Here is a 22,333-nt window from a genome sequence, read left to right as displayed (position 1 = left end):
AGATGAGTGCCGACGAGAAACGTATCAGCGAGCTGGCCCACCAAATCTGGGAAACCGAGGGCAAGCCTCACGGTCAGGATGCACGTCATTGGGAGATGGCTCGCAAACTGGCGGAAGCCGAAGCCAAGGCGCCGAAGAAGGCACCTGCTGCCAAGGGCGCTGCAAAACCCAAGGCCGAGCCCAAGGCTGCAGCGGCGAAACCTGCCGCAAAGCCTGCAGCGAAACCTGCGGCCAAGGCTGCTGACAAACCTGCTGCCAAGGCGCCAGCCAAACCCAAGGTAGCCGCCAGCGGGGCAGACAAGCCAGCGCCAGCCAAACCTGCGGCAAAACCTGCCGCCAAGCCGGCCGCGAAAAAGGCCCCGGCGGCCAAGCCTCCGGCGCCGTGAGCCTGCGCAACAGACGAACGAGCATCGTCTGACAAAACCCCTGCCGCAGGGATCGCCTGAAAACGATCACAACCCCCTGCGGTATTCACCTGCCTGTTTTTGATCATTGGCGCAGCCCTCCTGCGACAAAGGTTTTGTTCGCCTTCAGGAAATCATTCGAATTTCAGGAATCACCATGAGCAAGCAAGAGAAAAACACCGCCCCCCAGAATGACACCCCAAAGGCTGACAGCCCGCAGGCCAACGCAACCCGCATCCGTGAAGGCCTGCCCTTCCCCCTCGGCGCCAACTGGGACGGCCTGGGGGTCAACTTCGCGATCTTCTCGGCCAACGCCACCAAGGTAGAACTGTGCCTGTTCGACTCCACCGGCGAGACGGAACTGGAGCGTATCGAACTCCCGGAATACACCGACGAGATCTTCCACGGCTACCTGCCGGACGCCCATCCGGGGCTGGTCTACGGGTATCGCGTCTACGGCCCGTACGATCCGAAGAACGGCCATCGCTTCAACCACAACAAGCTGCTGATCGACCCCTATGCCAAGCAACTGGTCGGCCAGTTGAAATGGTCCGAAGCGCTGTTCGGCTACACCATTGGCCACCCCGATGACGACTTGAGCTTCGATGAGCGCGACAGCGCGCCGTTCGTGCCCAAGTGCAAGGTCATCGACCCGGCCTACACCTGGGGTCGCGATCAACGGGTCAACGTGCCGTGGGAAAAAACCATTTTCTACGAGACCCACACCCGCGGTTTCACCATGCGTCACCCGTCTGTGCCGGATGAGCTCAAGGGTACGTTCTCGGGCCTGATGGTCGATGACGTGATCCAGCACATCAAGGGCCTGGGCGTGACCTCGATCGAGCTGTTGCCGATCCACGCCTTCGTCAACGACCAGCACCTGCTGCAGAAAGGCATGACCAACTACTGGGGCTACAACACCATCGCCTTCTTCGCCCCGGACCCGCGTTTCCTCGCCCATGGCAAGATCGCCGAATTCAAGGAAATGGTCGCGCACATGCACCATGCGGGGCTTGAGGTGATTCTGGACGTGGTCTACAACCACACCGCCGAAGGCAACGAGCGTGGCCCGACCCTGTCCATGCGCGGCATCGATAACGCCTCCTACTACCGCCTGATGCCGGACGACAAACGCTTCTACATCAACGATTCAGGCACCGGCAACACCCTGGACCTGAGCCATCCCTGCGTGCTGCAGATGGTCACCGACTCGCTGCGCTATTGGGCCACCGAGATGCATGTCGACGGTTTCCGCTTCGACCTGGCGACCATCCTCGGCCGCTACCACGATGGCTTCGACGAGCGTCACAGTTTCCTTGTCGCCTGCCGCCAGGACCCGGTCCTGCGCCAGGTCAAACTGATTGCCGAGCCCTGGGACTGCGGCCCCGGCGGTTATCAGGTGGGGCATTTCGCACCGGGCTGGGCAGAGTGGAACGACAAGTTTCGCGACACCGTGCGCGCCTTCTGGAAAGGCGATGAAGGGCAACTGGCCGACCTCGCCAGCCGCCTGACCGCTTCGGGCAACATGTTCAACCAGCGTGGACGCAGGTCCTATGCGTCGGTCAATTTCGTCACCGCGCACGACGGCTTCACGCTGCACGATCTGGTGTCCTACAACGACAAGCACAACGAAGACAACGACGAGAACAACCAGGACGGCAGCAACGACAACCGCTCCTGGAACCATGGCGTCGAGGGGCCGACCGAAGACCCCGAGATCAACGCGCTGCGCCTGCGCCAGATGCGCAACTTCTTCGCCACCTTGCTGTTCTCCCAGGGCACGCCGATGATCGTGGCCGGTGACGAGTTCGCCCGCACCCAGCACGGCAACAACAACGCCTATTGCCAGGACAGTGAAATTGGCTGGGTCAACTGGGAATGGGACGAAGACGGCACCGCGCTGCATCGCTTCGTGCAGCGCCTGATCAAGCTGCGCAAGACCTATCCGATCCTGCGTCGCGGACGCTTCCTGGTCGGCGACTACAACGAGGAGCTGGGGGTCAAGGACGTGACGTGGCTGTCCCCGAGCGGCGAGGAGATGACCATCGAGCAGTGGCATGACGCCAACGGACGCTGCCTGGGCATGCTCATGGACGGCCGCGCCCAGGAGACCGGGATTCGTCGTCGCGGCTCGGAGGCGACCCTGTTGCTGATCGTCAACTCCCACCACGAAGGCGTCAACTTCACCCTGCCGCAAGTGCCCGAAGGCACCGACTGGGTCAGCCTGATCGACACCGACCAGCCCGACATCCGCGGCAAGGACCACTTTGCCTTCAACTCCGAGTACACCGTGTCACCGCGCTCGTTGCTGTTGTTCGAGTTGCAGAAGGAAGATCAGGGCTAAGCCAGAGTCCGATACTTTTTTGCACATCGATTTCTGTGGGAGCGGGCTTGCCCGCTCCCACAGGCAAATCCCATGTATGTCGTCGTTTGGGTATTCCGTCGCTCGGGTGATTCTCACATCAACGCCGACAACCGCACATCCGCCGCCAGCACCCGGCTCAACTGCCCATTGCCGGCAAAGATCGGTACCGAGACGGTGATGCAGAAATCATCCGTAGCCGATGATCGATACACCGGCGTGATGTGGCTGGCGGACTGTTCGGCCACGGCGCGAAACCATGGCCGCTGGGACCAGTTGCGACCCCTGCAACTAAGCCCCTTGCCATTGCCCTCCAACCCGATGTTTTCGCTGATCTGCACCCCGTTGCGGTCAACCATGTAGAACAGCTCGAAGCGCTGATCCCGTTGCAGCGTGTCGCGCATGAAGCGTTCGGCGCCCTGTAGATCCCCATGCAACGCCGCCTCGCTGGCCAGCCGTTCGACACTGCCCTGAATGGCCTTGTGCATCTGCAGGCCGAAACCGCCCAGCCCGTCCAGCAAGCGATCCCCGCTGACACGCACCGCATCACTGTGAGTCAATACCTGCCCGGCGTTGCCCAGCAACTGCGCGGCGACCCCGGCGATGTTCTGCACGTCACGGTTGATCGCATGCACGGCGATCCCGATATGTTCGGTGCCGGATGCGATATGCCCGACTCGCTGATCGAGCTGATCCATGGCCGCCTGCGTCCCCAACAGGTCCTCCCCCATGCGGGTCATGCCCGCCCGGCCATCGGCCACCGCCGCGTGCATCACTTTGCCGGCCGCGCCCAATTGATCCATGTCGGCGCGAAAGCGCTCGATGATCTGGCTGACCCGCCCAGTGGACTCAGTGGTGTGCCCGGCCAGGCGCCGAACCTCATCGGCGACCACCGCAAAGCCGCGCCCGTGCTCCCCTGCGCGCGCCGCTTCGATAGCCGCGTTGAGGGCCAGCAGGTTGGTCTGCTGCGAAATGCTGGCAATCACGCCCAGCACTTGGCTCACCTCCTCCAGTTGCCCGAACAACTGCCCGATCACCTTATCGAGGGTCTCTTCGCTGGCACCGATGGCATTGACCTGGTCGAGCACCTGCTCGCCGGTCTGCTGGCACTGGCGCAGAGTCGATGCGACTTCACTGGAAAGCTTGGCAACCTCTGCCGCGCCGGGCACCAGTTCGCTGTCCAGTGACGTGCTGACCTGCTCGCTGGCGCTGGCAATCAGCTCCGACGCCTGGGCCAGGGTCTGCCCACTCTGTTCAGTGGCACGGGCGATCCGCGCAAGCTCGGGCGCATGGGCAGCAATGTCCACGCTGGCGGCCAGGCTCTCACCCAGGCGCTGGTGCAAGGTCTGGGTAAAGCCGTTCAAGCGCCTGTTGAGCGGCGACGGCCCGGACAATTGCACGGTCAGGTCCAGGCGGTCGAACAGCAGGTTGAGCAGGTCATCGTCTTGGACCCGGTATTTATTGGCGCGCAGTGAAAACATCTGGCAACTCCTTCGCAATGTTCCCCAAAGACTGCAAGCAGAGTGCCATCACCAAACCCCTCCATTCAGGCGCTCAAAACCCTTCCCAGCGCACGATTTTCGACATCGCCGCCAATCCCCCTGACCCTTTTGGTGCAGCACGGCCAACCCGCTCCCTGAGCCAGGTCAAAGCCCATGGCAGAGCGCCTGCCTCCCGCAAAGGCCCGTGTTCACTGACTTTGTAGTCACGAAAGGACTTTCGGTATCAAAACTACAAAATATGTAGTTCATGAAAAAAATCACTACAAAATGGTTGACGAAGGTTTTTCCCACCGGCATAGTGAAGCCGTCTCCCCGATCGGGAGAGCTGGCAAAAGTATTCCGGGCCCGTTCGACATAGCCGTCGAACAACCTCTGGATGTGTGCTGCCCACAAGGCAGATTGATGAAGCTGAACCGGCAGGATCGACTCGACTGGGCCGAGCGCTGGCGAAACATCCTCATGACACTTGTGGTCGACCACGCATCGTCGCCAGTGTCTCTGGACGTCCGCTGTTTCTCACTCTCCTCGTTTCGCCCCCGCTCGTAGCAGCCTCTCATCGACACTACATCCGCGCCGCCCGGCACCGGCTCTGTGTATCGACGGACCTTTAATGTCAGCAACAGAAGGACTGCGAACCGATGGACGATTCGCCATAACGTGTGAACTAACCAGATAGATTAATCAGTGGGCAAAAAGGGGTATCCAATCATGAACTTGAACAATCAACCTACCATTGACCAATTGGCTCGACTGTTCGCTGCACAGAAGGACTCCCTCGATAGCCACATTCTCTGGGTCTGCAAGGAAGGCAACGTGCACATGGAAGGCCTGGGTGCCTGCACCGAGGAGCAGGAGTTCGACGACCAGCATCCGCACATGCGTGCGCGGCTGAAGATGTACCGCAAGGGCCAGGGCTATGTCGGCAAGAAGGCCGCCGCCGACAAACAGTTCCTGGGCCGGGTGCTCGACACCCTGAGCAGTGAGTGGGGCCAGGTACGCGAGGCGTCGGGCGTACGGGTCATCGACAAGCTCTGCTAAGCAATGAAAAACGCCGCTGATCCCCTCCACGACGGGGGATCAGCGGCGTTTTGCTGTGTGCTTGAAACCGGGTCAGAACGCCAGCTTGTAACCGATGGCGACCAGCATCACGGCCAGGCAAGGCCGCAGCACGCCATCGGGGATGCGCCCGGTCAGGTGGCTGCCCATGTAGATCCCCGGCAGCGAGCCCATCAGCAGGAAGCCCAGCATTGACCAGTCCATGTTGCCCATGCTGGCGTGGCCGAGGCCTGCCACCAGCGTCAGTGGCACGGCATGGGCGATCTCGGTGCCCACCAGACGACGGGTGTCCAGGAATGGATACAGCAGGAACAACGCCACGGTGCCCAGTGCCCCCGCGCCGATGGACGTCAGCGCCACCATCACACCCAGCAGCACCCCGGTGAGCACGGTCAGGATGTTCAGACTGCGGTCGCTCAAGCGATAGCGGTCACCGGCATGGCGATGGGCGAATGCCAGCAGGCGCTTCTTGAAGAAGATCGCGAGGGCAGTCAGCAACAGCACAAAGCCCAGCGCCTGTTTGATGACGCTGTTCATCGACTCGGGGGCGGCATACAGGCTGTGCAGAAACAGCAAGGTCAGTCCGGCGGCGGGCACGCTGCCCAGTGTCAGCCAGCCGGTGATGCGCCAGTCGATGTTGTCGTTCTTCTTGTGAACCAGCACCCCGCCGCTCTTGGTGATGGCGGCGTACAGCAGGTCAGTGCCCACGGCCGTTGCCGGGTTGATGCCGAACCACAACAGGATCGGCGTCATGAGCGATCCACCACCGACGCCAGTCATGCCTACGATGAAGCCGACCACCAGGCCTGCGACGACGAAACCAATATTGCCAAAATCCATTGTTCTGCCTGACCGATGCGCACATGCGAGAAAAAGCTGGCGCGCAGGATAGCCAGTTTTCTTATGAAAAACGTAGACCGAAACGATCTATCGTTATAACCATTAGTGCGCATATCACACACTCAATCCTGTAGCAGTCCGGCTTGCCGGCGTGGCGGCCTCAAGACCGACCCGCGGGCAAGCCCGGCTGCTACGGATCGGGGTGGGACTGGGATTGAGATTCACACAAACCCCGTAGCAGCACGGCTTGCCGGCGGGGGCGGCGTCAAGATCGCCGTCGCCGGCAAGCCGGACTGCTACGAGATTGGGGTGGACTTAGAGTTGGGCTTCACACAAAACCCCGTAGCAGCACGGCTTGCCGGCGTGGCGGCCTCAAGGTCGACCCGCGGGCAAGCCCGGCTGCTACGGATCGGGGTGGGACTGGGATTGAGATTCACACAAACCCCGTAGCAGCACGGCTTGCCGGCGGGGGCGGCTTCAAGATCGCCGTCGCCGGTAAGCCGGACTGCTACGGGACTGCGTGGGTTTACGGATTGATCTTCTGTGGTTCGGCCTGGGCCGCGCTGCGGTGGCGCATCCAGGCTCCGACTGCCAGCACCAGCGCGGCACCGATGGCACTTGCCAGGTAGTGCACCCAGCCGGCATCGACGAGCCAGGCATCCAGCGCACGATCACCCGGGACCATGCCACCGGCGATCCAGCCGATCAGCGCTCCACCCAGTTGCACGACAATCGGAAAACGCTCCATCGCCGCCAGCACCAGACGGCTGCCCAGCACGATCACCGGAATGCTGATCAGCACCCCCGCCGCCACCAGATAGATATTGCCGTCCCCCGCCGCCGCCACGGCCAGCACGTTGTCCAGGGACATCACCACGTCAGCGACGATGATGGTCTTGATCGCCGTCCACAACCGCGTGCCGCCGTCGATTTCCTCATCGCCATCGTCCTGATGGGCCACCAGCTTGATCCCGACCCACAACAGCAGCACCGCGCCCACCAGCTTCAGGTACGGCAACGCAAGCAACTGCATGGCGAAGAACAGCATCACCACCCGCAACACGATGGCCCCGAGCATGCCGCCATAAATGGCCTTGCCCTGCAGATTGCGCGGCAGCTTGCGGCAGGCCATGGCGATGACCACGGCGTTGTCGCCGCCCAACAGCAGGTCGATGGCGATGATCTGGGCCAGTGCGGTCCAGATGGCGGGGTCGGTGAACCAGGACATGTACAAACCTTATCGAACGAACAATGGAAAAATGCCGGTGGCAAGGGATACCAACAGCAGGATCAGGCTGTTGATGACCGACCACTTGAGGGTGAAGCGCTGATTCTCGGCATAGTCGAGCTTGAGCATGCTCACCACCAGGTAGGTCGACGCCACCAACGGGCTGAGAATGTGTACCGGCTGCCCGACCAACGAAGCACGGGCCATTTCAATGGCGGTGATCCCATGATGCTGGGCAGTTTCGGCAAGGATCGGAAGGATACCGAAATAAAACACATCATTGGAGACTAACCAGGTGACCGGGATGCTCAACAGAGCGGTAATCAATGCCATGAACGGTCCGAAACTGTCAGGAATGACCCTGAGCAAGCCCGTCGCCAGGGCATTGGCCATGCCGGTTCCGCTGAGCACGCCCGTGAACACACCCGCCGCAAAGATCAGGCTCGACACGGCCAGAATCGGCGGCGCATGCAGGGCCAGTTGTTCCTGCTGCTCCTTGAGGCCCGGGAAATTCACCACCAGCGCCAGGCACGCGGCGATCATGAACAGGTAGCTGAGCGGAAACAGCTCAAGACACAAACCGAGGATCAACAGGCCAGTCAACGCCCAGTTGAAGTAGAAGCGCCAGCCGCCCCCGCGATGATCCCCCAGCTCCGAGAAGTCGCCATTGACGTCGATGGCGCCGCCCAGCCGCGCACGCTCGCGGCGGCCAAACAGCCAGGCCAGCACGAAGGTCCAGGCCACGCACGCCAGCATCGCAGGCAGCATCGGCACGAACATCTCGCCCACATCCACATGCATCGCGGTGGCGGCGCGCGCCGTCGGGCCGCCCCAGGGCACCATGTTGCCCAGCCCCGAAACCTGCAACAACAGGCAGCAGACCATGGGCAGCGACAAACCCAGGCGCTTGTAGATGGGCAGGAACGCCGACAGCACGATCATATAGATAGTCGCCCCGTCGCCATCCAGCGCGACCACGAACGCCAGCAACACGGTGCCGATGAAAATCTTCACCGGATCGCCCTTCACCGCGCCGACGATCCGCGCCACCAGCGGATCGAACATCCCGGCCTCGGTCATGGTCAGGAAGTACAGCATGGCGAAGATCATCAGCACGCCGTTGGGCGCGACCATCTTCAGGCCATCGATCACGTACTTGCCAAGCTCAGCGTGAAAGCCGCCAATGACCGCGAATACCGTGGGAATCAGGATCAGAGCAGTCAACGCCGACAGGCGCTTGCTCATCAAGAAATAAATGAAAGACAGCAACATCAGGGAGCTGAGGATCATCAGCATGGTCGTTTCCTGTTTCTTATAGTTGTACAGGTCGATGACGCCCGACCGGCAAGATCAGGCGCCCGCAGCGTCGGGTCGAATCAGACCGGCAAGCCTTTCTCCCGCAACAGGGAATCGAAACGCTCGGGGTTGGCAGTGCCCAGGCGATTGGTCTCGCGGATGGCCGCTTCGCGATCCAGGTGCGCAAGGGTCTTGGGCAGCAGTGCGGCGGCATCCTGGGCCGGGATCGAAATCACCCCGTCGGCGTCACCCAGCACAAGGTCGCCCGGCAGCACGCACAGGCCGGCGCAGGCAATCGGCACGTTGATCTCACCCGGGCCGTCCTTGCTCGGGCCGCGGTGGGTGTGACCGGCGGCGAATACCGGAATCACGCCCTCGGCCAGCTCTTCCAGATCCCGCACGGCGCCGTCGATGACGATACCGCCCAGCTTGACCCGCAGCGCCGTGGTGCGCACCAGTCCACCAATGACCGCCTGGCTGACGTCGCCGCCACCGTCGATCACCAGCACGTCGCCTGGCTGCACCATCATCAGCGCCTTGTGCACCATCAGGTTGTCGCCGGGACGAACCCGCAGCGTGAACGCCGGGCCGCAGAGCTTCAGTGACAGGTCGCCGTGATAGACCTTCAGCCCACGGGCGCCGATGCAACGGCCCATGCAGTCACCGGCGACGGCCACCGGGATGGCGCGAAAGGCCTCGATCAGCTCGGCGCTCAGGCTTTCGACCCGAGGGTTGATGCGATAACCGGCCGGCCATTGTTGTTGAGAAGTGGAAGTCATGAGGCGCTCCGGATCAGTGATTGACGGTGTTGGCATTCAACACGGCGGGATTGATGCAGGCCGAGGGTGCGACAGGCGTGCCGTTGAGGTAACCGAGGACGTTCTGCGCCGCTCCCTGGGCCATTGCGGCCAGTGCCGCCGGGGTCGAACCGCCGACATGGGGGGTGAGCACCACGTTATCCAGGGTCAGCAAGGGACTGTCGGCAGGCAGCGGTTCGACGGCCATGGTGTCCAGGCCGGCAGCGTACAAGTGGCGTTCACTCAGGGCTGCGATCAGCGCGGGTTCGTCTATCACCTCGCCACGGGCGGTGTTGATGAGCAACGCGTCCCTGGGCAGCAGCGCCAACTGCGGCGCGCCGATGAAGCCGCGGGTCTGAGAGGTCAGCGGCACATGCAGGCTGAGTACGTGGCTCAGCGGCAGCAGCTCCTGCAACGAGCTCACTCGCTCGGCTCCGTCGAGATCGGCGCTGTCAGGCAGCAGCGGGTCGTACACCACCACCGACATTCCGATTGCCTGACAGGCGCGCGCGACCCGGCGAGCCACCTGGCCGAACCCCACCAGGCCCAGCGTGCGGCCACTCAGTTGCAGGCCGTCCTGCGCCCGGGACCAGCGACCGTCGCGCAACTCGCGGTCCATCCAGTTGACCCGCCGTGCGGCGGCGAACATCAGCGCCAGGGTCATTTCAGTCACCGACTGTGCGTTGGCCCCCGGCGTCACGTACACCGGAATGCCCCGGGCGGTGGCCGCATCGACGGCAATGTTGCTGACGCCCACGCCATGCTTGGAAATCACCTTGAGGGTCGGGCAACCGGCGATGGCGCGCTCCGTGAGGTCCAGGGTGCGGGAAATGACCGCGTCCACCGGTTCGCTGAGCATCAGCTGTTCAATGTCGGCGGCGCCCTGCCCGGCAGGCACGAACAACACGCGACAGCCTTGGGCATTGAGCAGGTCGAGGCCGGCCTGCGCCAGTTTGGGCGCGGTGACCAGAATGGTATGTGGCATAAGCGTGATATCTCCGGCTTATTGTTTTTTTCGCCCGTGCGTCGGGCATGCCGTGAGTATCACTGTCACAACCGTTGCTATCTATTGGTGAAAATTCAAGCATTGATTCCTGGGAGGAAAGATTCAGCCGTCGCTGTTTTCTTCCCGCAGGATCTCGATGAAGCGCCGCGTGGCAGGGGAAAGAAAGGCCCCGGCGCGATGCACCACGCCAAAGCGGCGGGACATGGTGGTGGCGGGATTGGGCAATTCCACCAACCCGTTATCCAACCTGCCGGCCTTCAGGCTTTGCCGGGAGATAAAAGTCAACAGGCCGGTTTCGACGATCAGGTTGGGCACGGCGGCAATCGAACTCGTGGCAATCGCCACCTGTGGCGCAGGCAGGCCATGGGCAGCGAACACTGCGTCCAGCCATTGCCGGGTGGCCACCGAACGCGCCGACAACACCCAGCGGTAGTCGCACAGCTGCTCGATGGACATCGGCCCACTGGCGAGCGGATGCCGGGTACTGGCCGCGACCACCACTTCATCGAAGCCGATGGGCAACTCAAGCAGGTCATCGTCACGCGTACCCAGGGGGCCGATGACGATGTCCAGTTGACCTTTGCGCAGCGCGTCATGAAGCACATCGTTCATGCCGATCTGCAGTTCCATGACCACGGCCGGCGCCTGTTCCTGCAACACGCGACAGGCCCGCGGCATGGTCGAGTCGGCCATGGTCGCAGCGGCGCCCACTCGAATGGTGCCCGCCAGGCCTTTGCCGAGGGACATCGTCTGGCGCTGGGTTTCATCGAGCATGCGCTCGATCTCCACCGCACGCTCGCGCAACAGCTGCCCGGCGTCGGTCAGGCGAATGCCGCGCCCCTCCCGCTCGAACAGCTCTGCGCCATATGCTGCCTCCAGCCGGTCGACGCACTTGGACAGCGCCGACTGCGAGATATGCAGCGCTTCGGAGGCGCGCCCCAGATGCCCAAGCTCCGCGACCCTGGCGAAATACGCCAGGTCACGAATCTGCAGATTGATACTCACGGCTCGCCATCCCAGTAATCCAGCGTGCCTTCCTTGCGCTGCACCACCCGGAACACCCGCTCATCATTGACCGACGCGGCGGCCAGGTATTTGCCCGAATCCGGGTACTCGCACACTTCCGGCGCTTCCCGGGTGCTGATGGACAGGTATTTGAGCGGCGCGTCGGAGGTGTTGATGATCTGGTGCGGGTACTCGGGGCCCGGCGGAATGAACATCACATCGCCGGCCTTGATCGGCAGCATCTGCCCGGCGACACGCAAGCTGCCGTGGCCCTCGATGACGATGAACATCTCCTCCTGGGCGTAGTGAAAGTGATAGGGACACGAGCGTTTGCCGGGGGCGACGATGTCGATCGAGGCGCCGAGTTTCTGCGCGGCAGTGCCGGTGCCCAGCCGTGCAGCCAGGGTTTCGTACAACGGGTCGCGGCGCTCGGCTTCAAGCGGCACCTCGTTGTAATTGCGGATCAGCAGCGCGGCCAGTGAAGTGTTGGTGTCGGTCATGGCGGCTCCGGATTCAGCGTGTGGCGACGATGAACAGACGCGGGAATGGCAGCAGCACCGTACCGTCCGGCAGCGCAGGGTACGCCTGGCTGATCGCCTTCAGGTAGGCCGCAAGGAACGCTGCCTGCTCGCCTTCGTCCAGACGCTGCAGATAAGGCCGCAACGCCGAGCCCTTGAACCACTCGACCACCGCCTGATGCCCGCCCGCCAAGGGGTGGTGATAGGTGGTGCGCCACACATCCACTTCGGCGCAATGGGGCACGAGCAACTCGTAATAGTAGGCAGCCGGGTGACGATCCGGGTGTTTCACCGAACCGGTCTTGCTCGCCCAGGGGCCGTTAGCGGCCACTTCCCGAGCCAGGCGATGAGCCGGCTCCTCAAGGTTGTCAGGGGTCTGCACGGCCAGCGTGCCGCCTTGGTTCAGGCGTGCGGCCAGGCGCGGATACAGCTCGGCGTGATCAGGCAGCCATTGCAGCGAGGCGTTGGCCAGGATCACGTCATAGGTCTGCTCCGGGTTCCAGGTGCCGATGTCGGCCAGCTCGAAGGAGAGATCCGGCAGGCGCTGGCGGGCGTCGGCGAGCATGTCGTCCGAGCTGTCGAGGCCGGTGATTCGCGCGTCGGGGAAACGTGCGGCCAACACCTCGGTGGAGTTGCCCGGGCCGCAGCCCAGATCGATTGCGTGCTTGACGCTTTGCGTGGGGATCGCAGCGACCAGATCGCGCACCGGGCGGGTGCGCTGCTGTTCGAACATCGAATACTGCCTGGCAGACCAACTCATCGGGCTTGTCCTTTTTATCGAGGAGGATTGCCGGTGAGGGTAAGGCGTGAGCGGCCCAAGTACAAATGAAGAGCCGCAGCATCGTCCTCGCTTCTCGTTCGCACCGCCCGTCACTTCATTTCAAATAGTGACTTGCATGATGAAAGTCATCACATTAGATTACACCCATCATTTCGCAGCAGCCTCATGCGCTGGAGATCATGGCCATGAAAAAGAAAAGCTTCGCCGACATGCCCTGTCCCATCGCCCTGAGCCTTGAGCATGTGGGTGACTGGTGGAACATCCTGATCCTGCGCGATCTGTCCTACGGGCTGAGCCGCTTCGATGAATTCGAGAAAAGCCTGGGCATCGCCTCCAGCACCCTGACCCGGCGCCTCACTGCGCTGATCGAGTCCGGGCTGGTCGAGCGCCGCGCCTACAGTGACAAACCGCCCCGCTACGACTACCTGCTCACCGAGCGCGGCCGTGATTTCCGTCCGGTGGTGCTGACGCTGATGAAGTGGGGCAACAAGCACTTCGCGCCCAACGGCACCAAGGTCGAGCTGTTCGATGACCGCAACGGCGAGCCTGTGGACATGGTGCTGGCCGACGCCAACACCGGCAAACGCATCAGCCTGCTTGACCACAACCTGCGTTATCTGGGCCCCGCCAGCAGCCTGTCTGCCTGGCGCATCGAAACCGGTCGCGCCCGTCGCGAGGCCTACCGCCAGACCCTCAAACCCACCCAACCCCTTTCGCTCGACAGGTAATCCTCCATGAACCAGCCACACACCATCACCGAGCCGGCCACCGCCGTCCCATCGCCAAAACCCGCTCGGGGCAAACGCCTGATCCTGCTGTCCCTGGGTGCCGCCGCCGTGATCGGCGGCGTCTGGTTCGGCAGCCACTGGTGGACGGTCGGGCGCTTCATGGAGTCCACCGACGATGCCTACGTCGGGGGCGACGTGACCGTCATCGGGCCGAAGGTTGCCGGCTACATCACCGAACTCAAGGTGCAGGACAACCAGTTCGTCCACGCCGGTGACCTGCTGGTGAAGATCGATGACCGCGATTACCGCGCAAGCCTGAACAAGGCCGAAGGCGCGGTAGCGGCGCAGGAAGCCCTGCTGGCCAACCTCGACGCGACCGAACAGCTGCAACATGCCGTCGTCAGCCAGGCCAAGGCCGGGATCGACGCCGCCAACGCCGAAACCGTGCGTTCCCGTGACGATCAGGTGCGCTACCAGACGCTGTCGGCCCGCTCGGCAGTGTCGGTGGAAAGCTTCCAGCGCGCCGACGCCACCTACAAGACTGCCCAGGCAAACGGCGCCAAGGCCCAGGCGTCGATGCTCGCCTCGCAACGCCAGCTGGATGTGATCTCGACCCAGAAACTGCAAGCCCGCGCCGCCCTCGAACAGGCCCGCGCCGAACGTGACCTGGCCCGGCTCAACGTGGGATACACCGAACTGCGGGCGCCGGTGGACGGCGTGATCGGCAACCGCCGTGCGCGGGTCGGGGCCTTTGCTGCCGCAGGTACTCAATTGATCTCCGTGGTGCCGGCCAAGGGCCTGTGGGTGGACGCCAACTTCAAGGAAGACCAGCTCGCCCACATGCACCCAGGCCAGGCGGTGACAATCGAAGCCGACGTGCTACCGGGACAGGTATTCCACGGCCATCTGGACAGCCTGGCACCGGCCACCGGTTCGCAGTTCAGCGTATTGCCACCGGAAAATGCCACCGGCAACTTCACCAAGATCGTCCAGCGGGTGCCGGTGCGGGTCTACCTGGACGGCGAAGACGGCAACCTCGGCAAGCTGCGCCCCGGCCTTTCGGTGATCGCCGAAGTCAACACCAAGGCCGATGCCACCGGCACCCAGGTCGCCAGCGCCACTGACGGGAAGACCGCGCCATGAGCGCCGCCACCGTCGCCGCACCCGCGCGCAAACCGAAGGGGCCGGTGGACGCCGCCAGCATGGCGACGTCGGCCAAGGTCCTGGCGTTCGCCAGCATGTGCCTGGGGATGTTCATCGCGTTGCTGGACATCCAGATCGTTTCCGCTTCGCTGCGTGACATCGGCGGTGGCCTGAGCGCTGGCTCCGACGAAACCGCCTGGGTGCAGACCAGCTACCTGATCGCCGAAATCGTGGTGATTCCGCTGTCCGGCTGGCTGGCCCGGGTGTTCTCCACCCGCTGGCTGTTCTGCGCCTCGGCGGTGGGTTTCACCATCGCCAGCCTGCTCTGCGGCCTGGCCTGGAACATCCAGAGCATGATCGCCTTTCGTGCCCTGCAAGGCTTTCTGGGCGGCTCGATGATCCCGATGGTGTTCACCTCGGCGTTCATGTTCTTTGGCGGCAAGCAGCGGGTCATCGCCGCGTCCACCATCGGCGCCATCGCCTCGCTGGCCCCGACTCTGGGCCCGGTGATCGGTGGCTGGATCACCGACGTTTCGTCCTGGCACTGGCTGTTCTACATCAATCTGGTGCCGGGGATTTTCGTCGCCTTCGCCGTACCCATGCTGGTCAACATCGACTCCATGGACCTCAAGCTGCTCAAGGGCGCCGACTACATCAGCATGGTATTTCTGGCGCTGTTCCTGGGCTGCCTGGAATACACCCTCGAAGAAGGCCCGCGCTGGAACTGGTTCAGCGACCAGACCATCCTCACCACCGCCTGGATTTCCGGCCTTGCGGGCCTGGCGTTCATTGGCCGGACCCTGAGCGTACAGAACCCGGTGGTAGACTTGCGCGCCCTCAAGGACCGCAACTTCGCCCTGGGCTGTTTCTTCTCCTTCGTCACCGGCATCGGCCTGTTCGCCACGATTTACCTCACCCCACTGTTTCTGGGCCGGGTGCGCGGCTACAGCGCGCTGGACATTGGCGAGGCGATTTTCTCCACCGGGGTGTTCCAGTTGCTGGCGATCCCGGTCTACGGTTTTCTGGCCAACCGCGTCGATTTGCGCTGGACCATGATGTTCGGCCTGTCGCTGTTCGCCCTGTCGATGTGGGACTTCTCGCCGATCACCCACGACTGGGGCGGCCATGAACTGCTGCTGCCCCAGGCAATTCGCGGGTTTGCCCAGCAGATGGCAGTGCCGCCCACCGTGACCCTGACCCTCGGCGGGCTGCACCCCTCGCGCCTGAAACAGGCGTCGGGGCTGTTCAACCTGATGCGCAACCTGGGCGGAGCCATCGGCATCGCGGCCTGTGCCACGATTCTCAACGACCGCACCAACCTGCACTTCACCCACCTGGCCGAGCACCTGAACTACAGCAACGAGGCCATGAACAATTGGCTGGCAACCGCCACCGGCAACTTCGCGGCCATGGGCCAGAACGCCGCCGACGCTGGCAGCTCGGCGCTGCATCAGTTGTGGCTGCTGACCTACCGCGAAGCCCAGACCCAGACCTACTCCGATGCGTTCCTGGCGATCATGGTCTGTTTCATCGTCGCCGTGGCCATGGTCCCGCTGATGCGCAAGGTCGCGCCACCGGCTGCACCGTCTGCAGACGCCCATTGAGATCGCCATGAACACTCACTCCCCATTTCACGCTTCACGTTTCGAGGGCAGCCCCATGAACACCCTGGCGTCTCGTTTCAAACGCACCGGCCTTTTCGCCCTCAGCGCACTGGTTATCGCCCTGGCCGGCTGTACCGTCGGGCCTCACTACCAGCAGCCGGAAAACACCCTGACGGCCTCGTACCAGAACCAGCCCCTGTTACAGCAGCGCGTCGGCGAAACCCCGGCCCCCGAGCTGGACACCTGGTGGACCGGATTCAACGACCCCGAGCTGACCCGGATCATCCAGCGCGTGCTGGAGCAGAATCTGGACCTGGCCAAGTCCTTCGCCCGAGTCGAGCAGGCCCGCGCCGTGGCGCAACAGGCCGGCGCGATTCGCCTGCCGCAAGGCGCGCTGGATGCCAAGGCCGTGCGCCAGCGTCAGTCCACTGAAAGCTCCCAGGGTCAGATCGGCAGCGCCTTCCCCGGCTACGACCGCAACCAGACGCTGGAAACCATCGGCGTCGGCGCCAGTTGGGAAGCCGACCTTGCCGGCGGCCTGAAACGCGGAGAGGAAGCAGCGGTCGATGAAGCCCAGGCCGCCGAAGCCAGTCACGTCGGCGTGCGGATTTCCGTGGCCTCGGAAGCTGCCGATGCCTACTTCCGGATTCGCGGTGCTCAGCAGCGTCTGGCCGTGGCCGAAGACCAGGTCAAGACCCAGAACAACCTGCTTAACCTGATAAACGACCGCATGGGCAGCGGCCTGGCGACCAACCGCGAACAGGCCCAGGCTCAGGCGCTGGTGTTGCAGGCCCGGGCGACGATTCCGCCGCTGCGCACCGAATTGGCGACCCAACTGAACCGACTGGACGTGCTGATGGGCGCACAACCAGGCACCTGGGCCAAAGAGTTGGTGAGCAGTTCGCAGCGGTACAGCGTGCCGACCATCAGTGATTCCGAAGGCCCCGCCGACCTGCTGCGCCGGCGCCCCGATGTGATCGCTGCCGAACGCAAACTGGCGGCTTCCAACGCGCGGATCGGCGCGGCGATCTCCGAGTACTACCCGAAGGTTTCGCTGTCTGGCCTTTTGGGATTCGATACCGCCCACAGCGGGCAGTTGTTCAGTTCAGCCGCGTTCCAGCCCCAGGCGATTCTGGGCCTGCACTGGCGTTTGTTCGATTTTGGCCGGGTCGATGCCGAGGTCGCCCAGGCCAAGGGCGCCAACGCCGAAGCCCTGGCCGAGTACCGACAGGTAATGTTGAAAGCCACCGAGGACGTCGAGAACGCGATTGTCACGCTGGTGCAGCTTGAACAGCAGCGTAGCGAAGTGGACCAGGAAGTCGCTGCTCACCAGGTTGCACGGGATGCGGCGCAGGATGCCTACAAAGGCGGTGCGGTGAGCCTGGTGGAAGTGCTGGATGAGGATCGGCAGTTGCTGGTGTCGCGAGATCAACTGGCGCAATTGCATGCCAATGATGCCCGGGCGGCCGTCTCGACCTTCCGCGCCCTCGGCGGCGGTTGGCCGCAGACCGCAAAAGCCGATTTGGCGAAACGCTGAGTCCTGGCATCCATTGTACCTGTAGGAGTGAGCTTGCTCGCGATGCGCCAGTCCTGACCGCTTGACGGTGACTGGGAAATCGCCATCGCGAGCAAGCTCACTCCTACAACGATCGGCGGCGAACATCCGTAGCAGTCCGGCTTGCCGGCGTCAGCGATTCCAAGGACGCCCCCGCCGGCAAGCCGGGCTGCTACGGGTCGAGCGTTCGCATCAGCCCTTGATGAATCCCAACAAGATCTCGTTGATCTCGTCGGCCTGCACCGTGCACATGCCGTGGGATCCGCCCTTGACCAGGTGCAAGGTCGAGCCTTTCACCAGCTTGTGACTCTTCTCGCCAGAGGCCACCAACGGCACGATCTGATCGTCGTCGCCATGCAGGATCAGGGTCGGCACGTCGATCTTTTTCAAATCTTCAGTGAAGTCGGTTTCCGAGAACGCCTTGATGCAGTCGTACTCGCCCTTGATGCTGCCCAGCATGCCGATGGACCAGAACGAATCGATGGCGCCTTGCGAGGTTTTAGCGCCGTCGCGGTTGAAGCCGAAGAACGGCACGGCCAGGTCCTTGAAGAACTGCGAGCGGTCCGCGCTGAAACCTGCTCGGATGCCGTCGAATACTTCCAGCGGCAAGCCTTCAGGGTTGGCGGCGGTTTTCAGCATCAACGGAGGAACGGCGCCAATCAGCACTGCCTTGGCCACCCGGGAGGTGCCGTGGCGACCGATGTAACGCGCCACTTCGCCACCACCGGTAGAGTGGCCGATCATGATCGCGTCCTTGAGGTCCAGCGCTTCGAACAGCTGCGCCAAGTCGTCAGCGTAGGTGTCCATGTCGTTGCCGTCCCAGGTCTGGCCTGAACGGCCATGGCCGCGGCGGTCATGGGCGATCACCCGGTAGCCTTTCTGGCCAAGAAACAGCATCTGCGCATCCCACGCATCGCCATCGAGCGGCCAGCCGTGGGAAAACACGATGGGCTGACCGCTGCCCCAGTCCTTGTAGAAGAATTCGGTGCCGTCTTTGAGGGTCAGAATAGACATGTGACGCAATCCTCGAGCGATGTGCAGGGAAGATTCAGCGTAGCTGCGGATCGCGGATGTGCATTGTCGATATGTGCTGGTTTCAAAAAAGCCCTCCACATCCCCGTAGCAGCACGGCTTGCCGGCGGGGCGGTGTGTCGGGCGAATCATTCGTCACAGACATGACGCATTTCGTAGGAGCGCGCTTGCCCGCGACGGCGGCGGATCTGCACCGCATGTGGCGATTGACACGACGCTATCGCGGGCAAGCGCGCTCCTACGGGTTTCAGAGCGTCATGCCGTCCCGTGCCACGATCACATGCCCCGGCAGCTCATCGGCATGCTCGATCAGCCACGCATCCAGGGTGTGGCCCACATGGGTCAGCACCGCCTTTGCAGGTTCAAGCGCATCGATGATCTGCAACGCCAGGGTCAGGTCATTGTGGTTGCGCGGCGTCTGGGGTTGCGGCGGCATGGAGCAGTCCAGCACCAGCACGTCCAGCGCCTGCTCGCGCAGCAACGCCTCGGTCGTATCCGGCAGCCCGACGGTGTCGGTCAGATAGGCGATGCGCCTGCCCTCGCCCTCCAGCAAATAACCAAGCGTCGGTTTGGAGTGCACCAGCGGCAGCGCGGTGACCTGCAAGCCACCGAACAGGCGGGTTTCGAACGCCGCGAACGGCTGGCCGAAATCCAGGATGCCGGGGTGCTTGTAGAGGTCCGACAGGCCCTCGGGGTCCGCCGGGCCGTGCACCGGAATCACCAGCCCCTGCCCCCAGCGCAGGTGCAGCAGGCCCTGGGCGTGATCGGCGTGGTAGTGGGTCTGCAGAATGCCGCTGAAACTGCGCGGCGGGAAACGCTCGCACAGGTCCGGCAGGCCGCTGTCGATCAACCAGCGCTGATCGCCCATCTCGACCAGCGCCGAACACGGCAGGCGGCGCAGGCGAGCATCGGCGTGGGCCGCCGAGCACGCCTGACACTGGCAACCGTAGACCGGCACCTGCCGCGCATCCCCCGTACCGAGCAGGTTCAGGCGCATGCGTGCTCCCGGTCGATGTGCTGCAACAGCCTGGCGACGGTCTGCTCAAGGGCGCCCGAGTTGTCGAGCAACAGGATTGGAGAGCCTCCGGCCGGGGCCGCCGCCAGCAGTTCATCGGCAAACTGCGCGTTGCGCGCCAGACGCGCCTCGATCTCCCCGGAGGTTTCACGATTGCGCGCCAGCAGACGCCGACGCAACACCGCCTGATCGACGCTCAACAGCACCACCAGAAGGTCCGGATAGCGCGCCCGAGCCTGTTCGAGATGCCCGCGAGAACCGTTGACCAGCACGTCATGCCCGTCGGCCAGCCACTGGTCGATCTCTGCCGGAATGCCGTAGTGCAGGCCGTTGGCGAACCAGCTCAGGGCAAAGGCGCCCTGCGCCTGCATCTGCCGGAATTCATCGACACTCACGGCCTGCGCCGCCTCGCCGCGGGCTTCGGCAGATCGGGTGATGACCCGGCGCACGATCCGACAGCCCCGTGCGGCCATCGGTTCGCGCGCGGCGTCCAGCAGGCTGTCCTTGCCCGAACCGGATGGTCCGATGAGATAGATCAACCTGCCTGTCATCAAAAAACCCTCTTCGCTTGTCGCCAGACCTGCTGGATCACCGGCAATGTGCCCACGGCGCGGGCGTGGATCAGATCGGCGCGCAGGCCGACGCGGATCTCGCCGCGATCGTTCAGCCCCGCCGAACGTGCCGGCGCCAGGCTGACCGTGGTCACCGCCTTTGCCAGGCCAGCGCCAGTCACCTGACCATTATCGCCCAGTTGCCCGCGCTTTTGCTCCAGTTGGTCGCCCAGGGTGAACGCCGCTTGCAGGAGGCTGGCCGGATAATAATCGCTGGAGAGGATATCCAGTAGCCCTTCTTGCGCCAGGGTCGCCGCCGCGATGTTGCCCGAGTGCGAGCCGCCACGAACGATGTTCGGTGCGCCCATCAGCACGCTCATGTCCAGACGCCGGCAGGCCTGTGCCGCTTCCAGGGTGGTCGGGAACTCGGCGATGGTCATGCCGTAGCCCGCCGATTCCTCGACGTGGGCCACGGTCGCGTCGTCGTGACTGGCCACCGACAGGCCGCGCGCCAGACAGATGTCGACGATGGCCTTGCGATAACGGTCACTGTAGATCTTCGAGTTGGCGACCTGCTCGACGATGAATTCGTCCATCTGCTCGGTGCTCAGATGGTACTTGCCCATGTAGTACTCGCGGTACTTGGATTCCAGGGCGAACTGACGCTGGCCCGGCGAATGGTCCATCACTGACACAAGCTGCACCAGCGGCTGTTCCACCAGGTCGCGGAACACGCTCAGGGTGTCGGGGTGGCAGACTTCACAGCGCAAGTGCAGGCGGTGCTCGGCGCGGGTCATGTCGGCGGCGTTGGCGCGGGCAATGGCATCGACCATGCCGGGCAATTGCTGCATGCGCTTGCCCTTGGGGTTGACGTCGCCGATGGACAGCGCGTCGAACACCGTGGTGATACCGGCCGCGATGATCTGCGCGTCGTGGCTCATCACCGCCGACGCAGAGGGCCAGTCCACCCCGGGGCGCGGGCTGAGGTGTTTTTCCAGGTTGTCGGTGTGCAGCTCGACCAGGCCCGGCAGCAGATAGTCGCCGTCCAGGTTCTGTGCCTGTGGCAGGTAGCTGACTCCGGTCTGCACGTCCTGGATCAGGCCATCGCGCAGCACCACGGTGCCGGTGAACACCTGATCGGCAGTGACGACCCTGGCGTTGGTCAGAATCTGTTCGTTCAGCATTGCAGCAACTCCTTGGCGGTCAGGTGCTTGTCGGGCGATTCTTGCGGGGTCATGTCCAGCAGGCGGTCGGACACCGCCTCCCGTGCCAGGCGGTCATGGAAGATGCCGATCAGCGCGGCACCGCCAGCCTTGGCTTCGTTGATCAGTTCCAGCACCACCTGGCGATTGACGTCGTCCAGCGACGCGGTCGGTTCGTCGAGCAGCATCACCGGCCACGGCACCATGAAGCCGCGGGCGATGTTGACGCGCTGCTGTTCGCCGCCGGAAAAGGTACCCGGCGCCAGTTGCCACAGCCGCTTGGGAATGTTCAGGCGGCTGAGCAATTCCTCGGCGCGGGCTTTGGCTTCATCCCGGCTCCATCCACGGGCCAGCGCCGGTTCCATCACCACATCCAGAGTCGCGACCCGGGGAATCACCCGCAGAAACTGGCTGACGTAGCCCAGGGTCTGTTGCCGCACGGCCAGGACATCGCGAGGGACCGCGCCGACCATTTCCAGCCATTGCCCCTGATGCTGCAGCCGAATGCTCCCGCCCGCCGGCAGGTAGTTGCCGTAGAGGGTGCGCAGCAAGGTGCTTTTGCCTGCGCCGGAATGGCCGTGCGGCACCAGGCATTCGCCGCCGCGCACCGAGAAATTAAGGCCGCGCAGCACATTGAGCACCACTCCGTTCTGCTGGTGCAGGGTGAAGGTTTTCGAGAGGTCCTGGACCTCGATCAGCGTGTTCATC

The 22,333-nt window shown here is 63.4% G+C and carries 22 protein-coding genes; 7 read left to right on the top strand and 15 right to left on the bottom strand.

Features of this window, described 5'->3' with window-relative positions; genetic code table 11:
* Positions 1 to 2 precede the first annotated feature (2 nt).
* Together NPS29_RS03790 and glgX are read left to right on the top strand one after the other, a co-directional pair.
* On the top strand, positions 3 to 386 hold the full coding sequence (locus NPS29_RS03790; protein WP_274130803.1) for a DUF2934 domain-containing protein: 384 nt from the start codon (positions 3 to 5) through the stop codon (positions 384 to 386).
* 175 nt (positions 387 to 561) lie between these two features.
* Entirely contained in the window at positions 562 to 2,748 is a 2,187-nt protein-coding gene (gene glgX / locus NPS29_RS03785) for a glycogen debranching protein GlgX (protein WP_274130801.1), read from the top strand.
* Between the two features lie 113 nt (positions 2,749 to 2,861).
* Here glgX and NPS29_RS03780 read toward each other — a convergent pair whose 3' ends face one another.
* Together NPS29_RS03780 and NPS29_RS03775 are read right to left on the bottom strand one after the other, a co-directional pair.
* A complete protein-coding gene (locus NPS29_RS03780; RefSeq protein ID WP_274130800.1) occupies positions 2,862 to 4,247 on the bottom strand; it encodes a methyl-accepting chemotaxis protein in 1,386 nt (461 codons plus the stop codon).
* Between the two features lie 165 nt (positions 4,248 to 4,412).
* Entirely contained in the window at positions 4,413 to 4,748 is a 336-nt protein-coding gene (locus NPS29_RS03775; RefSeq protein WP_274130798.1) for a hypothetical protein, read from the bottom strand.
* Between the two features lie 228 nt (positions 4,749 to 4,976).
* Between NPS29_RS03775 and NPS29_RS03770 the strand changes: the two genes are divergently transcribed.
* On the top strand, positions 4,977 to 5,306 hold the full coding sequence (locus NPS29_RS03770; RefSeq protein ID WP_274130797.1) for a hypothetical protein: 330 nt from the start codon (positions 4,977 to 4,979) through the stop codon (positions 5,304 to 5,306).
* A 72-nt stretch (positions 5,307 to 5,378) separates the two neighbouring features.
* On the opposite strand, the gene NPS29_RS03765 is transcribed toward NPS29_RS03770, so the two are convergent.
* The 8 genes from NPS29_RS03765 to tam all read right to left on the bottom strand — a co-directional run bounded on the left by NPS29_RS03765 (position 5,379) and on the right by tam (position 12,774).
* Positions 5,379 to 6,164: a sulfite exporter TauE/SafE family protein gene (locus tag NPS29_RS03765; protein ID WP_274130796.1), complete on the bottom strand. Its 786-nt coding sequence runs from the start codon at positions 6,162 to 6,164 to the stop codon at positions 5,379 to 5,381.
* A 526-nt stretch (positions 6,165 to 6,690) separates the two neighbouring features.
* Positions 6,691 to 7,392, bottom strand: a complete 702-nt coding sequence (locus tag NPS29_RS03760; protein ID WP_274130794.1) for a TerC family protein — start codon at positions 7,390 to 7,392, stop codon at positions 6,691 to 6,693.
* Positions 7,393 to 7,401: 9 nt separating this feature from the next.
* A complete protein-coding gene (locus NPS29_RS03755) occupies positions 7,402 to 8,688 on the bottom strand; it encodes a CitMHS family transporter (protein WP_274130793.1) in 1,287 nt (428 codons plus the stop codon).
* An 80-nt stretch (positions 8,689 to 8,768) separates the two neighbouring features.
* Positions 8,769 to 9,467: an RraA family protein gene (locus tag NPS29_RS03750; RefSeq protein WP_274130792.1), complete on the bottom strand. Its 699-nt coding sequence runs from the start codon at positions 9,465 to 9,467 to the stop codon at positions 8,769 to 8,771.
* A gap of 13 nt (positions 9,468 to 9,480) precedes the next feature.
* Positions 9,481 to 10,470 carry a hydroxyacid dehydrogenase gene (locus NPS29_RS03745; protein ID WP_274130791.1) on the bottom strand — a complete coding sequence of 330 codons (990 nt, stop codon included), beginning with the start codon at positions 10,468 to 10,470 and terminating at the stop codon, positions 9,481 to 9,483.
* 123 nt (positions 10,471 to 10,593) lie between these two features.
* Positions 10,594 to 11,496: a LysR family transcriptional regulator gene (locus tag NPS29_RS03740; protein ID WP_274130789.1), complete on the bottom strand. Its 903-nt coding sequence runs from the start codon at positions 11,494 to 11,496 to the stop codon at positions 10,594 to 10,596.
* A complete protein-coding gene (locus NPS29_RS03735) occupies positions 11,493 to 11,996 on the bottom strand; it encodes a cupin domain-containing protein (protein WP_274130787.1) in 504 nt (167 codons plus the stop codon). The genes NPS29_RS03740 and NPS29_RS03735 overlap by 4 nt, the downstream gene beginning before the upstream one ends.
* Before the next feature lie 13 nt (positions 11,997 to 12,009).
* Entirely contained in the window at positions 12,010 to 12,774 is a 765-nt protein-coding gene (tam, locus tag NPS29_RS03730) for a trans-aconitate 2-methyltransferase (protein WP_274130786.1), read from the bottom strand.
* A 206-nt stretch (positions 12,775 to 12,980) separates the two neighbouring features.
* Here tam and NPS29_RS03725 point away from each other — a divergent pair, with 206 nt between their 5' ends.
* The 4 genes from NPS29_RS03725 to NPS29_RS03710 are packed head-to-tail and all read left to right on the top strand — an operon-like array spanning position 12,981 to position 17,807.
* The gene (locus tag NPS29_RS03725) at positions 12,981 to 13,523 is read left to right on the top strand and encodes a winged helix-turn-helix transcriptional regulator (RefSeq protein ID WP_274130784.1); all 543 of its coding nucleotides are present in this window, start codon (positions 12,981 to 12,983) and stop codon (positions 13,521 to 13,523) included.
* 6 nt (positions 13,524 to 13,529) lie between these two features.
* Positions 13,530 to 14,666, top strand: a complete 1,137-nt coding sequence (locus NPS29_RS03720; protein WP_274130782.1) for an HlyD family secretion protein — start codon at positions 13,530 to 13,532, stop codon at positions 14,664 to 14,666.
* On the top strand, positions 14,663 to 16,270 hold the full coding sequence (locus NPS29_RS03715) for a DHA2 family efflux MFS transporter permease subunit (protein ID WP_274130780.1): 1,608 nt from the start codon (positions 14,663 to 14,665) through the stop codon (positions 16,268 to 16,270). Before NPS29_RS03720 ends, NPS29_RS03715 begins: the two co-directional genes overlap by 4 nt.
* 7 nt (positions 16,271 to 16,277) lie before the next feature.
* A complete protein-coding gene (locus NPS29_RS03710; RefSeq protein ID WP_274130778.1) occupies positions 16,278 to 17,807 on the top strand; it encodes an efflux transporter outer membrane subunit in 1,530 nt (509 codons plus the stop codon).
* Between the two features lie 210 nt (positions 17,808 to 18,017).
* Here the strand turns inward: NPS29_RS03710 and NPS29_RS03705 are convergent, their stop codons facing one another.
* The 5 genes from NPS29_RS03705 to phnL all read right to left on the bottom strand — a co-directional run bounded on the left by NPS29_RS03705 (position 18,018) and on the right by phnL (position 22,332).
* Positions 18,018 to 18,839, bottom strand: coding sequence for an alpha/beta fold hydrolase (locus NPS29_RS03705; RefSeq protein ID WP_274130776.1), 822 nt, complete (start codon positions 18,837 to 18,839; stop codon positions 18,018 to 18,020).
* Between the two features lie 265 nt (positions 18,840 to 19,104).
* Positions 19,105 to 19,854, bottom strand: coding sequence for a phosphonate metabolism protein PhnP (gene phnP / locus NPS29_RS03700; protein WP_274130774.1), 750 nt, complete (start codon positions 19,852 to 19,854; stop codon positions 19,105 to 19,107).
* Positions 19,845 to 20,423 carry a phosphonate metabolism protein/1,5-bisphosphokinase (PRPP-forming) PhnN gene (gene phnN / locus NPS29_RS03695; RefSeq protein ID WP_274130773.1) on the bottom strand — a complete coding sequence of 193 codons (579 nt, stop codon included), beginning with the start codon at positions 20,421 to 20,423 and terminating at the stop codon, positions 19,845 to 19,847. Before phnN ends, phnP begins: the two co-directional genes overlap by 10 nt.
* Positions 20,423 to 21,607, bottom strand: coding sequence for an alpha-D-ribose 1-methylphosphonate 5-triphosphate diphosphatase (locus tag NPS29_RS03690; RefSeq protein WP_274130772.1), 1,185 nt, complete (start codon positions 21,605 to 21,607; stop codon positions 20,423 to 20,425). The genes phnN and NPS29_RS03690 overlap by 1 nt, the downstream gene beginning before the upstream one ends.
* Positions 21,601 to 22,332, bottom strand: coding sequence for a phosphonate C-P lyase system protein PhnL (gene phnL, locus NPS29_RS03685; RefSeq protein WP_274130771.1), 732 nt, complete (start codon positions 22,330 to 22,332; stop codon positions 21,601 to 21,603). Before phnL ends, NPS29_RS03690 begins: the two co-directional genes overlap by 7 nt.
* Position 22,333 lies beyond the last annotated feature (1 nt).

The organism is Pseudomonas putida, from assembly GCF_028682175.1.
GTDB lineage: Bacteria > Pseudomonadota > Gammaproteobacteria > Pseudomonadales > Pseudomonadaceae > Aquipseudomonas > Aquipseudomonas putida_AD.
This window is presented reverse-complemented; position numbering and strand designations above follow the sequence as displayed.

What these genes read in the sequence shown, in the direction of transcription:
- NPS29_RS03790 (WP_274130803.1), top strand. Translation starts at nt 3, where the DNA reads ATGAGTGCCGACGAGAAACGTATCAGCGAGCTGGCCCACCAAATCTGG.
- glgX (WP_274130801.1), top strand. Translation starts at nt 562, where the DNA reads ATGAGCAAGCAAGAGAAAAACACCGCCCCCCAGAATGACACCCCAAAG.
- NPS29_RS03780 (WP_274130800.1), bottom strand. Translation starts at nt 4,247, where the DNA reads ATGTTTTCACTGCGCGCCAATAAATACCGGGTCCAAGACGATGACCTG.
- NPS29_RS03770 (WP_274130797.1), top strand. Translation starts at nt 4,977, where the DNA reads ATGAACTTGAACAATCAACCTACCATTGACCAATTGGCTCGACTGTTC.
- NPS29_RS03765 (WP_274130796.1), bottom strand. Translation starts at nt 6,164, where the DNA reads ATGGATTTTGGCAATATTGGTTTCGTCGTCGCAGGCCTGGTGGTCGGC.
- NPS29_RS03760 (WP_274130794.1), bottom strand. Translation starts at nt 7,392, where the DNA reads ATGTCCTGGTTCACCGACCCCGCCATCTGGACCGCACTGGCCCAGATC.
- NPS29_RS03755 (WP_274130793.1), bottom strand. Translation starts at nt 8,688, where the DNA reads ATGCTGATGATCCTCAGCTCCCTGATGTTGCTGTCTTTCATTTATTTC.
- NPS29_RS03750 (WP_274130792.1), bottom strand. Translation starts at nt 9,467, where the DNA reads ATGACTTCCACTTCTCAACAACAATGGCCGGCCGGTTATCGCATCAAC.
- NPS29_RS03745 (WP_274130791.1), bottom strand. Translation starts at nt 10,470, where the DNA reads ATGCCACATACCATTCTGGTCACCGCGCCCAAACTGGCGCAGGCCGGC.
- NPS29_RS03735 (WP_274130787.1), bottom strand. Translation starts at nt 11,996, where the DNA reads ATGACCGACACCAACACTTCACTGGCCGCGCTGCTGATCCGCAATTAC.
- tam (WP_274130786.1), bottom strand. Translation starts at nt 12,774, where the DNA reads ATGAGTTGGTCTGCCAGGCAGTATTCGATGTTCGAACAGCAGCGCACC.
- NPS29_RS03725 (WP_274130784.1), top strand. Translation starts at nt 12,981, where the DNA reads ATGAAAAAGAAAAGCTTCGCCGACATGCCCTGTCCCATCGCCCTGAGC.
- NPS29_RS03720 (WP_274130782.1), top strand. Translation starts at nt 13,530, where the DNA reads ATGAACCAGCCACACACCATCACCGAGCCGGCCACCGCCGTCCCATCG.
- NPS29_RS03715 (WP_274130780.1), top strand. Translation starts at nt 14,663, where the DNA reads ATGAGCGCCGCCACCGTCGCCGCACCCGCGCGCAAACCGAAGGGGCCG.
- NPS29_RS03710 (WP_274130778.1), top strand. Translation starts at nt 16,278, where the DNA reads ATGAACACTCACTCCCCATTTCACGCTTCACGTTTCGAGGGCAGCCCC.
- NPS29_RS03705 (WP_274130776.1), bottom strand. Translation starts at nt 18,839, where the DNA reads ATGTCTATTCTGACCCTCAAAGACGGCACCGAATTCTTCTACAAGGAC.
- phnP (WP_274130774.1), bottom strand. Translation starts at nt 19,854, where the DNA reads ATGCGCCTGAACCTGCTCGGTACGGGGGATGCGCGGCAGGTGCCGGTC.
- phnN (WP_274130773.1), bottom strand. Translation starts at nt 20,423, where the DNA reads ATGACAGGCAGGTTGATCTATCTCATCGGACCATCCGGTTCGGGCAAG.
- NPS29_RS03690 (WP_274130772.1), bottom strand. Translation starts at nt 21,607, where the DNA reads ATGCTGAACGAACAGATTCTGACCAACGCCAGGGTCGTCACTGCCGAT.
- phnL (WP_274130771.1), bottom strand. Translation starts at nt 22,332, where the DNA reads ATGAACACGCTGATCGAGGTCCAGGACCTCTCGAAAACCTTCACCCTG.